The 13,674-nt window shown below is 66.7% G+C and carries 15 protein-coding genes; 8 read left to right on the top strand and 7 right to left on the bottom strand.

Going from position 1 to position 13,674, the window contains the following annotated elements; all coding sequences use genetic code 11:
* Positions 1-108 precede the first annotated feature (108 nt).
* The 4 genes from QNM97_RS09490 to infC form a co-directional block, all read right to left on the bottom strand.
* Positions 109-924, bottom strand: a complete 816-nt coding sequence (locus tag QNM97_RS09490; protein WP_283822516.1) for a TrmH family RNA methyltransferase — start codon at positions 922-924, stop codon at positions 109-111.
* Between the two features lie 44 nt (positions 925-968).
* Positions 969-1,349, bottom strand: coding sequence for a 50S ribosomal protein L20 (gene rplT, locus QNM97_RS09485; RefSeq protein ID WP_006371198.1), 381 nt, complete (start codon positions 1,347-1,349; stop codon positions 969-971).
* 34 nt (positions 1,350-1,383) lie between these two features.
* Positions 1,384-1,578: a 50S ribosomal protein L35 gene (gene rpmI, locus QNM97_RS09480; protein ID WP_006371199.1), complete on the bottom strand. Its 195-nt coding sequence runs from the start codon at positions 1,576-1,578 to the stop codon at positions 1,384-1,386.
* 111 nt (positions 1,579-1,689) lie between these two features.
* Entirely contained in the window at positions 1,690-2,337 is a 648-nt protein-coding gene (gene infC, locus QNM97_RS09475; protein ID WP_079929905.1) for a translation initiation factor IF-3, read from the bottom strand.
* Positions 2,338-2,580: 243 nt separating this feature from the next.
* On the opposite strand from infC, the gene QNM97_RS09470 reads away from it, so the two are divergent.
* The gene (locus tag QNM97_RS09470) at positions 2,581-3,018 is read left to right on the top strand and encodes a DUF1844 domain-containing protein (RefSeq protein WP_079929906.1); all 438 of its coding nucleotides are present in this window, start codon (positions 2,581-2,583) and stop codon (positions 3,016-3,018) included.
* Positions 3,019-3,094: 76 nt separating this feature from the next.
* Here QNM97_RS09470 and QNM97_RS09465 read toward each other — a convergent pair whose 3' ends face one another.
* Positions 3,095-3,529 (bottom strand): Lrp/AsnC family transcriptional regulator, encoded by a 435-nt coding sequence (locus QNM97_RS09465; RefSeq protein ID WP_283822515.1) that lies wholly within the window; start codon positions 3,527-3,529, stop codon positions 3,095-3,097.
* A gap of 68 nt (positions 3,530-3,597) precedes the next feature.
* Here QNM97_RS09465 and QNM97_RS09460 point away from each other — a divergent pair, with 68 nt between their 5' ends.
* The gene (locus QNM97_RS09460) at positions 3,598-4,221 is read left to right on the top strand and encodes a LysE family transporter (RefSeq protein WP_283822514.1); all 624 of its coding nucleotides are present in this window, start codon (positions 3,598-3,600) and stop codon (positions 4,219-4,221) included.
* On the opposite strand, the gene QNM97_RS09455 is transcribed toward QNM97_RS09460, so the two are convergent.
* Positions 4,154-4,954, bottom strand: a complete 801-nt coding sequence (locus QNM97_RS09455) for a carbon-nitrogen hydrolase family protein (protein WP_283822513.1) — start codon at positions 4,952-4,954, stop codon at positions 4,154-4,156. The genes QNM97_RS09460 and QNM97_RS09455 overlap by 68 nt on opposite strands.
* Positions 4,955-5,068: 114 nt before the next feature.
* Between QNM97_RS09455 and QNM97_RS09450 the strand changes: the two genes are divergently transcribed.
* Complete coding sequence (locus tag QNM97_RS09450; protein WP_283822512.1) at positions 5,069-5,398, top strand: PspA/IM30 family protein; 330 nt, start codon at positions 5,069-5,071, stop codon at positions 5,396-5,398.
* A 4-nt stretch (positions 5,399-5,402) separates the two neighbouring features.
* The gene (locus QNM97_RS09445) at positions 5,403-5,825 is read left to right on the top strand and encodes a nuclear transport factor 2 family protein (RefSeq protein WP_283822511.1); all 423 of its coding nucleotides are present in this window, start codon (positions 5,403-5,405) and stop codon (positions 5,823-5,825) included.
* 48 nt (positions 5,826-5,873) lie between these two features.
* Here QNM97_RS09445 and uvrA read toward each other — a convergent pair whose 3' ends face one another.
* Complete coding sequence (uvrA, locus tag QNM97_RS09440) at positions 5,874-8,753, bottom strand: excinuclease ABC subunit UvrA (protein ID WP_283822510.1); 2,880 nt, start codon at positions 8,751-8,753, stop codon at positions 5,874-5,876.
* A 173-nt stretch (positions 8,754-8,926) separates the two neighbouring features.
* Between uvrA and QNM97_RS09435 the strand changes: the two genes are divergently transcribed.
* The 4 genes from QNM97_RS09435 to QNM97_RS09420 all read left to right on the top strand — a co-directional run bounded on the left by QNM97_RS09435 (position 8,927) and on the right by QNM97_RS09420 (position 13,589).
* Positions 8,927-9,613, top strand: coding sequence for an MBL fold metallo-hydrolase (locus tag QNM97_RS09435; protein ID WP_283822509.1), 687 nt, complete (start codon positions 8,927-8,929; stop codon positions 9,611-9,613).
* A gap of 147 nt (positions 9,614-9,760) precedes the next feature.
* On the top strand, positions 9,761-10,549 hold the full coding sequence (locus QNM97_RS09430) for a DoxX family protein (protein ID WP_283822508.1): 789 nt from the start codon (positions 9,761-9,763) through the stop codon (positions 10,547-10,549).
* A gap of 131 nt (positions 10,550-10,680) precedes the next feature.
* The gene (locus QNM97_RS09425; protein ID WP_283822507.1) at positions 10,681-11,271 is read left to right on the top strand and encodes a hypothetical protein; all 591 of its coding nucleotides are present in this window, start codon (positions 10,681-10,683) and stop codon (positions 11,269-11,271) included.
* Positions 11,268-13,589, top strand: coding sequence for a HelD family protein (locus QNM97_RS09420; protein WP_283822506.1), 2,322 nt, complete (start codon positions 11,268-11,270; stop codon positions 13,587-13,589). Before QNM97_RS09425 ends, QNM97_RS09420 begins: the two co-directional genes overlap by 4 nt.
* Positions 13,590-13,674 lie beyond the last annotated feature (85 nt).

Raw genomic sequence — 13,674 nt, 5'->3', positions numbered from 1 at the left:
CCCGGTATGGACCCAGCGGCGCAGGTCGCCGCGTTCACCGGGGTGCCCGACACTGCTCGCGTCCGTCGGCAGGGCAGTCGGACGACGTCGGCGGCTCAAGGCGCGGCCTCAGTCCGGCGACCCCGACCGACGATGCTGGATGCGAGCCGCCGCATAGAGGCAGATCGCGCTGGCCGCAGCAAGATTGAGGCTTTCGGCGTGACCGTGGATCGGAATGGCGATGCGGTGGTCGGCATCGGCGAGCAGGGTGTTGGGCAATCCGTGGGCCTCGTTGCCGAACAGCCAGGCGACCGGTCCGGCGAACACGTCGTCGGCGTCGTCGAGGCTCAGTTCACCGTCGGCCGCGGTGGCCAGGGTGAGGATGCCGCCGGAGCGTAGTGCGCTCAGCGCGGCGGTCGTGTCCGATTCGCGCACCACCGGGATGTGGAAAACACTTCCCGCGCTCGCGCGGACCGCCTTCCCGTTGTGCGGGTCGACGGCGTCACCGAGCAGGACGACCGCATCGGCGCCCATCGCGTCGGCGCATCGGATCAGCGTGCCGACGTTGCCGGGCTCACGCGGCTCGACGGCAACGGCGAGCAACCGCGGCGATCCGGCGAGCACCTCGTCGAGATGGACGGTCAGGAGATCGCATTCGGCGAACACCCCCGGCGCCGTGGTGGTCTCGGCCAGTTTTGCCGCGGCACGGTCGGACAGCCGGTATACGGGCACGGAGTGTGCTCTCGCCCGATCGAGGAGTTCGCCGAAACGATCCTCGGCGTCGTCGCGGACCAGCACCGAGCGCGCGCGGCCGGTCGCCAACGCGGCGTCGACGGCGTTGGCGCCCTCGACGAGAAAACGCTTCTCGGTGCGGCGCGTGGCAGATCTGTGCAGCTTCGCCAACGACACGACCCGCGACGAGCGTTCCGAGAGAACGTCCGTCACGGGTCGTGTGTTGTCGGTCTGCACCAACTCGAACTACGTGGTGATCAGGCGGCCGGCGCGTTGACGTCGGCGGGCAGCGCCTTGCGCGCGACCTCGACGAGACCGGTGAAGGCCTCGGGGTCGGTGACGGCGATGTCGGCGAGCACCTTGCGGTCGACCTCGACACCCGCGGCCTTGAGGCCCTGGATGAAGCGGTTGTAGGTGATGTCGTTGGCGCGGGCCGCGGCGTTGATGCGCGCGATCCACAGCTTGCGGAACTCACCCTTGCGGGCGCGACGGTCCCGGTAGGCGTAGGTCAGCGAGTGGAGCTGCTGCTCCTTGGCCTTGCGGTACAGGCGCGAACGCTGACCGCGGTATCCCTTGGAGGCCTCCAGGGTCGTCCGACGCTTCTTCTGGGCGTTGACAGCCCTTTTCACGCGTGCCATTTAGTCACTCCTCTTCTCGGTGGTGGTCAGGGCGTCAGCGGTTGAGCAGGCGCTTGATGCGCGGTGCGTCGTTCTCGCTCACAACGGTCGTGCCGTCGAGACGACGGGTCCGACGGGAGGGCTTGTGCTCGAGCAGGTGGCGACGGTTGGCCTTCTGGCGCACGATCTTGCCGCTGCCGGTCACCTTGAAGCGCTTCGCGGTGCCCTTGTGGGTTTTGCTCTTCGGCATGTGTCTTCCTTCGTTTGGGCGAACTCCAGCGGCGCCCGCTCCGGCGGGCGCGCTGGGTTCGCAGTGGTCTGTCCGTGCGTCGACGCCCGGGGCAGTCGACGCCGGTGTCGACTAGCTCGTGGCGTCGGCGCCGTCGTCGCCGGCCTGGCGAGGCGGGCGTTGCGACTGCTGCTGCGCCTTGACGCGGGTCTTCGCACCCTTGTGCGGGGCGAGGACCATCGTCATGTTCCGTCCGTCCTGCTTGGCCGAGGTCTCGATGAAGCCGTAGTCGGCGACATCGTTGCCGAGACGCTGCAGGAGCCGGAATCCGAGCTCGGGTCGCGACTGCTCGCGGCCACGGAACATGATGGTGACCTTCACCTTGGACCCGTCCTTCAAGAACCGGATGACGTGACCCTTCTTGGTCTCGTAATCGTGGTCGTCGATCTTCGGGCGGAGCTTCTGCTCCTTGATGACGGTCATCTGCTGGTTACGACGCGCCTCGCGCTGCTTCTGGGCGGCTTCGTATTTGAACTTGCCGTAGTCCATGATCTTGCACACCGGCGGGCGGGCGTCGGGTGCGACCTCGACCAGATCCAGATCGGCCTCGTAGGCCAGGCGGAGCGCATCTTCAACACGCACGATGCCCACCTGCTCCGAATTCGGTCCGACGAGTCGGACCTCCGGTACGCGGATGCGCTCGTTGATGCGGGTCTCAGTGCTGATGGGGCCTCCTTGATAATTCCGAACAGGTCGGCCGCCGCGATGAGTCGGGCGCAGGAGGAGAAGGCCTCAGCAAAAAAGCCCCGGCGACGATCTTCGAGAGATCATCGGCAGGGCTCCAACGCCGACCGGTCCACTCGAACACGCTGGGCGCATCCAGCCCACGCAGCCATACGGCTGACCTGGGCCTTTGGGACCGGACCGTACAACTGCGCCAATGGCGCGTCGTAGCGGTGGGAGCCTGACTCCACTTGCAACCCCGGCGAACCGGGGCGGTCGTGCTATGGAAGTCTAACAGTCATGACCGGAAACACCTATTCGCCCTCCGCCGACGCCGCAGGTGACGGGCCTGCCGACGGGACGAGAGGTACCGGGCCGACCGAGTCGAACCCTTCCATTGCCGCCGATGACAACATTCGCGACCTGGCCGATATTCCGGCGATCGAGGTCATCACCAAGTCCATCGTGATGCTCATGAGCGCGTCGGCGGAGAAGTTGGGACTCGCCGAGGGTGCTTCGGAGTCCGATGTGGACCTCGACGAGGCCCGGCGGCTCATCCACGCACTCGCCGGACTGGTCGACGCTTCACGCGCCGACCTCGGCATCCACGCCGCACCCATCCGCGATGGACTCAAGCAACTGCAACTCGCCTTCCGCGAGGCGAGCGCATACCCGGACGAGCCCGGCGAAGGACCGGGCGAGAAGTACACCGGGCCGGTGCGCGACCGCCGGCGCTGAGACGGCGTCGCGAGGCGTTCCGCTCACCGTGCGCCACCGACCCCCAAACCGATTGCGCCGACTCACACCGCACTCGTCAGTCCCTGGGGCGCAACGCGATTCGGGTCTGTGAGCCACCGGCCCCGCCCTCTGATTTGACCCTGCGAAGAAATCGATCGAGGTCCGCAGTTCCCGACACCCGGATGCGCAGCAGGTAGTCGAACAAGCCGGTCACGTGAACGGCGTCGAGCACCGCCGGATCGTGCCCGGCCCAATCCAGGAATCCCTCCGAGTCGACGCCCTCGCGTAACCGGATGTCGACGAAGGCCTCGATCGAGGTGACCGGGACGTCGACCTCGGCGGCATCGGCGAGCACCGCTCGATACCCGAGGATCACGCCGTCACCTTCGAGTCGTCTGACGCGGGAAGCCGCACCGTTGGTACTCAGGCCCACGACTCGACCGATGTGACTGAACGATGCTCGGCCATCGGTGGCAAGAATGCCGAGAATCTGTCTGTCGATGTCGTCCATACAGAAAATTGTGCACTCCGCTGCTCAATCTCTCCTCTGCGTCCGTCCGGCGCCTCAGGGTCAACGGCATGAGGGAGGTGGCGAGTGCGATGGGTATGGGTCTTCTGGCCGGGCTCGGCGTGGCGATGCCACTCGGGGCGATCGGGATTCTGTTGATCCACGAAGGTGTCAGCGCGGGCATTCGCCACGGACTGCCTGCGGCTGTCGGGGTCGCCTCGGTGGACGGTCTCTACGCGCTCGCGTCGGTCGTCGTCGGAAACATCGTGGCACCGGAGGTCCGCCGACTCGGTGCGCTCCCCGAGGTGCTCGGCGGAGTGGTTCTCATCGTCATCGCGGTGGTGGGCATCCGACGTCGATCCCCGACAGCGACGACGGCGTTGCCGAATCGGCGGACCCGAACCGGCCGCCGATTCCTGGTGTTCTTCGGCTTGACCGCGATCAACCCGGCGACCTTCGTCTACTTCTCTGCAGTGACGGTCTCTATCGGTCCGCTGCCTCCCGTGGCGCGGATCGCATTTGTCGTCGGGGTCATCGCGGCCTCGCTGAGTTGGCAGTCCGGACTGGTGACCGTAGGTGCGCTACTCGGATCCAGAGTGGGTTCTCGGGTCCGGCGTGGGCTGACGATCATGGGGTATGTCGTCGTCGGTGTCCTGGGCGCTGTGTTGGCCGTGGCGGGTATGGCTCACCCATGATCGCGGGGCCAAGAGCCCGGCGCAGCCGGAGGTCGCATGCCACCACCGCATCCACGGCGGTGCCGGCATCGGCCGCGATCTCCCCTGCGGACGAGACAATCGCCGAATGCGCGGCCGACAGGTCGTAGCCGCCGCCCGTTCTGCCGGCAGCACTCGCCATCGCCACCGGCGACCGACACGCCTCGGCGATCCGCGCCGCGCGGCGCCGTTGTTCGTCCAACTCCCACCGATGGTGGACGACGCCACACGCGTACAGATCGATGTCGAGCGCGGCCGTGTCGGCCACGTGCGCTGCCACGCCGGTGTCACGGCAGATACCGAGCCCGATCGACCATCCCTGCACCGTAACGGCACAGGGTCCCGGCCCGGCCGCGAAGTGCGGACTCTCGTCCGCACCGGGGAAGCACTTCCGATAGACCGCCGATGTCGTCGTCGAATCGACGCGGAGGAAAGCGATATAACGTTGCCCGTTCTCGCTGATCGGCGCGCCGATCAGCGCCGTGCACCCGCTTTCGTGGCAGGCGTCGGCGATCACCCCGAGTTCGGTCGCATCGACGGCGACATCGCGCGCGTCAAGGTGATACCCGGTGAGAGACAGTTCGGGAAAAACGATCAGGTCGGCGCCCGCACGCCGGACCAAGCCGGCGTGACGACGCGCACTGTCCCTCAGTGACGACGAACCGTCTCCCGGCTGCGCCACCGCGACGCGCAGAACCGAGCCGTCGACCGCCATCTTCTCAGTGTGAGGCGCTCGGCACCTGTGCGCACACCGTCGCCGGTGCCGGTTCGTTCGTCACCGCTCGGCAAGCGCATACAGCCGTCCCCGGGCACGCATAGGGTGGAAGTCATGACGGAATCTGGCGAGTCGGCATCCTCCCCCAACGGGCCCGGTGGACCCGACGACGAGATCATCGACGCCGAGGTGGTCGTACCACCCACGACGCCCGGACAGTTCGGCGGCACGCCGTCGATCCCAGACCCCGACTACACCGAATCCGGCGTTCCCACATTCGATTTCGTGCGCGACAAGATCGAGAATCGGATCGCGACGGCGATCGGGTCACAAGAGCTGGCCGAAGGGACCCCTGAAGGCCGGCAGGTGGACGAGATGATGCGCAAGCGCGATGAGGCCGCGAAGAAACGACTCGAGGAGATCCGGAAGTCGATGGGTGGGTGACGCGATGGCAGCTCCGCTCCAAGCGGTGATGCGAGAGATGTTCACGCGAATGGTGGAGGCCAAGAACATCTCGATGGTGGATACGTACTACGACCGAGATTTCATCCTCGTCACCAATGGCCAGACGCAGGACTACGATGCCTTCCACGCCGGCCATGCGCGCGTCTACTCGACGCCCATCACCTACTCGGTGCGTTACGACGACGAGGCGTGGGTCGAGGAGTCCGATCGCCTCGCCGGGCGTCTCTGGATCACGACGAAACGTCCCGACGAAGCTGCCACCGACATCGAAGTGATGTTCGTCGCGACGTTCCGAGGTGGACGCCTCCACCGCCTGTGGGAGTTGACCTGGCCGGACTGGAGTTCGATGAAAGCCTTCGACAACTACGACGACCGACCGCCACGAGCGCCGTCGGCGGGTAGGTGAGCGCTGTCGGCGAACTGACGGGCGCCGTCGGCGAATAGGCGGGCGCCGTCAGCCGGCCGAGGCGACCCGTTCGTCGTCGAGGATCTCGGCGAGGAACTTGCCGGTGTGGCTTTCGGGGGTATCGGCGATCTCCTCCGGAGTGCCCTCCGCGACGACCATCCCGCCCCCGGTTCCGCCCTCGGGCCCCATGTCGATCACCCAGTCGGCGGTCTTGATCACGTCGAGGTTGTGCTCGATGACGATCACGGTGTTGCCCTTGTCGACCAATCCGTTGATCACCGCGAGCAGTTTCTTGATGTCCTCGAAGTGCAGGCCCGTGGTCGGCTCGTCGAGAATGTAGACCGTCCGTCCCGACGACCGCTTCTGGAGTTCGGCGGAGAGCTTCACACGCTGCGCCTCGCCACCGGACAGGGTCGGCGCCGGCTGCCCGAGCCGGACGTAACCGAGCCCGACCTCAACCAGCGTTTTGAGGTAGCGGTGAATCGAGGTCACCGGTTCGAAGAACTCGGCGGCCTCCTCGATCGGCATGTCGAGGACCTCCGAGATGGTCTTGCCCTTGTAGTGGACCTCGAGTGTTTCGCGGTTGTACCGCGCCCCATGGCACACCTCGCACGGCACGTAGACATCCGGCAGGAAGTTCATCTCGATCTTGATCGTGCCCTCACCGGTGCACGCCTCGCACCGGCCGCCCTTGACGTTGAACGAGAACCGGCCCGGCTGATAGCCGCGCACCTTGGCCTCGGTGGTGGCTGCGAACAGGGTTCGGATCTTGTCGAAGACGCCGGTGTAGGTCGCCGGGTTGGAACGCGGGGTGCGCCCGATCGGCGACTGGTCCACCTGAACGAGCTTGTCGAGATTTCCCAACCCGTTGACCCGCGTGTGCCGGCCCGGGACTTGTCGGGCGCCGTTGAGCTTGTTGGCGAGGACCGTGGCGAGAATGTCGTTGACCAGGGTCGACTTCCCCGACCCGGACACTCCCGTCACGGCGGTGAGCACACCGAGCGGGAACGTCACATCGATGCCCCGCAGATTGTGTTCGCGCGCCCCGACCACCGTGATGTGCCGGTTCTTGGTGATCGGCCGTCGGATCGCCGGCACCGGAAGGGTGTCTCGACCGGCAAGATAGTTGCCCGTCAACGACTTCCGGTTCTTGAGCAGTTCCTTGTAGCTGCCCGAGTGCACGACCTCACCACCGTGTTCACCGGCCCGGGGGCCGATGTCGACGATCCAGTCGGCCGCGCGGATGGTGTCCTCATCGTGCTCGACGACGATCAGCGTGTTGCCGAGATCGCGCAGCCGCGTCAGCGTGTCGATGAGTCGTCGGTTGTCGCGCTGGTGCAGCCCGATCGATGGCTCGTCGAGGACGTAGAGCACCCCGGCAAGCCCTGCACCGATCTGGGTGGCCAGGCGGATGCGTTGTGCTTCGCCACCGGACAACGACCCGGCCGCGCGTTCGAGCGACAGGTACTCCAGGCCCACGTCGAGCAGGAACCGGATACGAGCCTGCACTTCTTTGAGAACACGGCCGGCGATCGCCTTCTGCCGCGCGTCGAGGGACAGACCGTCGAGGTACGTCGCACATTCGGAGATCGAGAGTTCGCAGACCTGCGCGATCGATCGGGGCCCGTCGGTCGGATGGTCGAGGGTCACCGACAGGATCTCCGGTCGCAGGCGGGCCCCACCACACGCGGGGCACGGCACGTCGCGCATGTACCCCTCGTAACGCTCCTTCATCTGCTCGGACTCGGTCTGATCCATCCGCCTGCTGAGGAAGGCCATCACGCCCTCGAACTCGGTGTAGTACGAGCGGGTGCGGCCGTAACGGTTGCGGAACTTGACGTGAACCTGATGATCACTGCCGTTGAGCAGCGCGTTGCGCGCCTTGGCGGGCAACTTCTTCCACGGGGTGTCGACGGCGAAACCCATCTGATCGGCCAGGCCGCCCATCAGTCGCAGGAAGTAGTCCGCATTGTGTCCCGACGACCACGGCGCGATCGCGCCCTCCGACAATGCGAGGTCCGGGTCGGGCACGACGAGATCCTCGTCGATCTCCTTGCGGACACCGAGACCGTCGCATTCGGGACATGCTCCGTACGGGGAGTTGAACGAGAACGATCGGGGTTCGAGATCGTCGATCGCGATGGGGTGCCCATTCGGGCAGGCCATCCGCTCGGAGAAGCGTCGCTCGCGGTGCGGATCGTCGGCGTCGAGGTCGACGAAGTCGAGCACCACGATGCCGTCGGCCAGGCGCAGCGCCGTCTCCACCGAGTCGGTCAATCGCTGCTTGGCACTGCTCTTGACCACCAGGCGGTCCACGACGACCTCGATGTCGTGCTTTTCCTGCTTCTTGAGTTTCGGCGGCTCCGCCAATGGATGGACCTTGCCGTCGATCCGCGCACGGGAGAAGCCCTGCGTCTGGAGTTCGGCGAACAGGTCGACGAACTCGCCCTTTCGGGTGCGGACGACCGGCGCCAACACCTGGAACCGGGTGCCCTCGCCCATCGCGAGGACCTGGTCGACGATCTGCTGCGGTGTTTGTTTGGCGATCTCCGCGCCACACACCGGGCAGTGCGCCTTACCGGCGCGCGCGTAGAGCAGTCGCAGGTAGTCGTACACCTCGGTGATCGTGCCGACCGTCGACCGCGGATTGCGGTTGGTCGACTTCTGATCGATCGAGACCGCCGGGGACAAGCCCTCGATGAAGTCGACATCGGGTTTGTCCATCTGGCCGAGGAACTGACGCGCGTACGCCGAGAGCGACTCGACGTAGCGGCGCTGGCCCTCGGCGAAGATCGTGTCGAAGGCCAGCGAGGACTTCCCCGACCCGGACAGACCGGTGAAGACGATCAGACTGTCACGCGGCAGGTCCACGTCGATTCCGCGCAGGTTGTGCTCACGGGCTCCGCGGACGATCAGGCGATCAACCACTGCATTCCTATCTCAAGAACTCGAATGTCCGGGCGCAGTGCGCCCCGCGCGCATGACCGTAGCGGGAGCCACCGACAAATTCCGGGAGAGTGGGTCGTGCGCACCGGACAGGCTTCCCGGCACGCCACGGATCCACGATACGCGGGACTCCCGAATGTCTAGGGTTGGGTGTTATGACCTCGAACGATCTGGCGATCTCCGACGACTACACCGGCGACTTGTCCGAGAGTGGCCCTCAGCGCCGCACGCTGTCCCACGCGACCATCACCAAGATGTCCGTCGGCCCGATGGACAACAACACCTACATCATCACCTCGAAATCCTCCGGTGAGCAGTTGATCATCGACGCCGCCAACGACGGCGACGACATCCTCGCCGTCCTGCGCGAACTCGGCGGCTCCCCCACCCTGATCTTCACCACCCACCAACATTTCGACCACTGGCAGGCTCTCGAGCAGATCGCCACCGCCACCGGTGCACCGACCGCCGCCGGCCGCCTCGATGCCGACGAATTGCCGGTCCGTCCGGACACCCTCGTCGACGATCGCGACCAGCTCACCGTCGGCGACCTCACGTACACGGCGATCCATCTCGTCGGCCACACACCGGGCTCCATCGCGCTCGCCCTCACCGATCCCGCCGACGGCGTCGTGCATCTGTTCACCGGCGATTGCCTGTTCCCGGGAGGTATCGGGAAGACCTGGCAACCGGGTGATTTCGACACCCTCCTCGACGACGTCTCGACAAAGGTGTTCGATCGCTTCCCCGATTCCACCGTCGTCTACCCCGGACACGGCAAGGACACCACGCTGGGTGCCGAGCGACCTGCATTGCCCGGGTGGCGCGAGCGGGGCTGGTGACTCTCGTCGCGCGCAATCCCCGGCGCGCTGCCCACGACGGGTAGCCTCGATGAGGCGCCATATCGACCGAGCTGATTCGAGAACCCGGGTCGGCCACCGTCGGGCGTCCGGCTCCGCACGCAGACCGAACGAAGGGCAGTGTCACTGATGATTCTTCGCCGTATCGCCCGTCCCATGCTCGCCACCGTGTTCATCGCGTCGGGTGTCGACGCGTTGCGCAAGCCGACCGGCCGCGCCGAGATGGCGGGTGATTTCATCGAGAGTTCCTTGAACGCCCTGCCCGAGAACGTCTCCGCCGCTGTACCCCACGACCCCGAGTTGCTGGTGCGGATCAACGGCGCCGTGCAGGTCGGTGGTGGATTGCTGCTCGCGACGGGCAGGTTCCCGCGAATCGCAGCGCTCGGTCTGGCCGGGTCGCTGGTACCGACCACCTTTGCCGGCCATCCCTTCTGGCAGGAGACCGATCCGGCCAAGCGCAACCTCCAGCGCACCCAGTTCCTCAAGAACGTCAGCCTCGCCGGTGGACTGCTGATCGCCGCAGCCGACACCGAGGGCAAGCCCTCGCTCGCATGGCGCGGAAAGCGCAAGGCCAGCGCCGCGACGGCAGCTGTCACCGCGGCTCTGCCGGTCGGCGCGAAGGCCGGCTCGTCGGCGTGGGATTCGATCGTCGAACGCACCCATGAGGGTGCATCGGTCCTCGGGGAGAAGTCCGAGGAGGCCGCCGAACTGCTGCGCGACCGCGCCCCCGAACTCGCCGAAGCCGCACGCGAACGCTCCACCGAATGGGCCGAGAAGATCGGCGACCGCTCCGCCGAGGTCGCCGAACTCATCGGTGACCGCGCACCGGAGTTGGCGGATTCGGCCAAGTCCCTGGCCGCGACCGCACAGGACAAGGCGGAGGCCGGCCGTCGCCGCTGGCGAAAGGCCGTGTCCTGACCCTGCCGACCCGGCGTCGATCCCCCACCGTCACGGGGAGTCTCGATCCTCATCTCTACCCCTGGCACGACGAGACCGTCGTCCCGGCGTCGTCGGTATGTCCTCCGACGACGCCGGGAACAGCCACCCTCGTGGTGGCCGTCGGTTCCAACGCGTCGCCAGAGGTGCTGCGCGGCAAGTTCGTTGACGCAGGACTCAACACCGCCGATCTGATCGACAGGCTCGTGCGGGTGTGGGTCGCCGACCTCGGCGTCACCCACTCGGCGGATGTTGCCCGACGCGGGTACATACCCGCGGCTCCGTATCACCGAGCCGGCGCCCGGTTGGCCACCACCGCCGCGTGGCTCGAACCCGCACACCTCGCGGCGCTCGACTCCACCGAACCCAACTACCATCGAATAACCGTGAGCTCGACGTCACTTTCCCTGCGCCCCCACGGGCCGGCACCATCCCCGGATTTCCCCCTCCCCGCAACCTTCTGCCTCTACTCCTCCCGGCATGGGGTGCTCGGCGACAGCCCGGACTCGTTGGCGCCCTTCGGTTCCCAGTCCGACATCTTCGGCTGGCTGGACCGGCGCCTTCACCTGAGCCTGTCCACCGACGCGGCAGAGTCATGCGCCGAGCTGGCCGATACCCACCGGGCCGCGCGGCTCGTCGCGGGCATCCGCGCGGCACGCCTCGTGCAGGACGCCGGCCTCACCGACTGCGCGGAGGCCCGATGAGTTCGTCACCCGCACGCACCGACGATCCCCGCACCGTCGAGGAGCAGGCGCACCTCGATCTGGTCTACGCACGTCTCGACCGCATGCGCGCCACCACCCGCAAGCGCCTCGCAGCGACCCTGCGCGAGTCCGGCGGGACGCCGCAGGCGCAGTCGGAGCGCGAGTCCTACGAGCGGATGTACGTCGACGATCTCACCAAATTCGATGCCGCCGAACACAATCTGTATTTCGGCAGACTCGATCTGGAGGATGGCGAGACCCGGCGGATCGGCCGGATCGGGATTCTCGACGACGATGACGCCGACACCACGCTGCTCCTCGACTGGCGGGCACCACTGTCACGGGCATTCTATCTCGCCACGCCCGCCGCACCCGAGGACGTCGCCCGGCGCCGGCACATCCGCACCCGAAATCGCTCGGTACAAGCGGTCAACGACGAGCTCCTGACCGCCGGCGATGCGTCCGCCGAGGACTTCGGTCATGGCGATGTCGTCAACGAGTCGGCGCTCGTCGCCGCGCTGAACACCGCACGCACCGGTGAGATGACCGACATCGTCGAGACGATCCAGCGCGAGCAGGATCTCATCATCCGTTCCACCCATCGTGGTGTGACCGTGATCCAGGGTGGCCCGGGTACCGGCAAGACCGCCGTGGCCCTGCACCGCGCGGCGTATCTGCTCTACACCCATCGTGAGATCCTCTCGCGGAGCGGCATTCTCATCATCGGGCCGAACAGCGACTTCTTGGATTACATCGGCCAGGTGCTGCCGTCGCTGGGTGAGTCGGGCGTGTTGCTCGCGACCATCAGCGAGTTGTTCCCCGACGTCCATGCCCGCGCCGATGAGCCGCGGGCAACTCGTGAGGTCAAGGGCAGACTCGCGATGCTCGACGTCCTCAAACGGGCGGTGCGTGCCCGGGAGTCCTTGCCGCGCACTGCGATTCCGGTCAACTTCGAGGGCTACACGGTCGAGATCGACAGCGAGCTGATCAAGGCCGCCCGCGGGAAGGCACGGTCCTCCCGACGCGCCCACAACCAGGCACAGTCGGTGTTCTTGCGCTCCGCGCTCGACGCACTGGCGGCGCGCCATGCCAGGGCGATCGGCTCGAGCCTGCTCGACGGTTCCCAGATGCTCAGTTCCTCCGACATCGCCGACATCCGTGCCGATATGTCCCGTGACACCGACATCCGGGCGACATTGCTCGACTTCTGGCCGACCCTGACCCCGCAGGACGTTCTGCGAGATCTCTTCGCCGACAAGGCCGCCCTGCGCCGGTGCACGCCCGGGTGGAGCGACGAGGAGCGTGCCGTCCTGCATCGAGGTCCCGCGGACGACGCCTCCGACCTCACCCCCGCCGACGTCCCGTTGCTCGATGAACTCGCCGAACTCATCGGTTACGGCACGGCCGAGGCCCAGGCGCGGGAGAAGGAGCAGTGGCGCCGTCAGCTCGCCGAGGCCCAGGACGCCCTGGATATCCTCACCGGTTCTGCGCCACAGGATCTCGAGGACGAGCTGGACCCCGAGATCCTCATGGCCTACGACCTGATCGACGCCGAACAACTCGCCGCACGTCAGACCCACACCAGTCGCGCGACCACCGCGGAACGTGCGTACGGGGACCGGACCTGGACGTTCGGCCATGTGATCGTCGACGAGGCGCAGGAACTCTCCGCGATGGCGTGGCGAATGGTGATGCGTCGCATACCGAATCGGTGGATGACGATCATCGGCGACACCGCCCAGACCGGGGACCTGGCAGGCACCACCTCGTGGAGTGAGGTACTCACACCGTATGTCGCCAACCGCTGGCAACTGCGGGAACTGACCGTCAACTACCGCACGCCTGCCGAGATCATGGCCTATGCGGCCCGGGTGCTGAGCCGGGTCGATCCGGGGGCCACCGCCCCGACGTCGTTGCGCAGGAACGGAATCGAGCCCGCAGCCATTCGCACCGACCCGCGCGACCTGGCCACGACCATCATCGAAGCGGCCACCGCACCGGAGCTGACGGGCCTCACCGGCATCGTCGTGCCCGATGCGGTCCACCCGATGATCGCCGAGGCACTCGGGAATGTCACCGAGGCAGGCACAGATACATCCGGGGAGGCCGCCGAACCGAGGCCACGGTTGCATACGGTCACCACGTGCAAGGGACTCGAGTTCGACACCACCATCGTCGTCGAGCCGGCCGAGCTCGTCGATCAGTCACCCCGGGGCTACAGCGACCTGTATGTGGCTCTGACGCGAAGCACGCAGCGGCTGATCGTCATTCACAGCCGGGACCTACCCGCGGAGCTCGCCGATCTGCCGGCGACCTGAACCGGACACGAACAACCGCCACCCCATCGGAACCGACAGGGCGCCCCGCTTGCCGGGGCGCCCTGTCGGTCGTGCGGGATGATCT

The sequence above is a fragment of the Gordonia sp. L191 genome (assembly GCF_030077625.1).
In the GTDB taxonomy this organism is placed as follows: Bacteria; Actinomycetota; Actinomycetes; order Mycobacteriales; family Mycobacteriaceae; genus Gordonia; species Gordonia polyisoprenivorans_A.
This window is presented reverse-complemented; position numbering and strand designations above follow the sequence as displayed.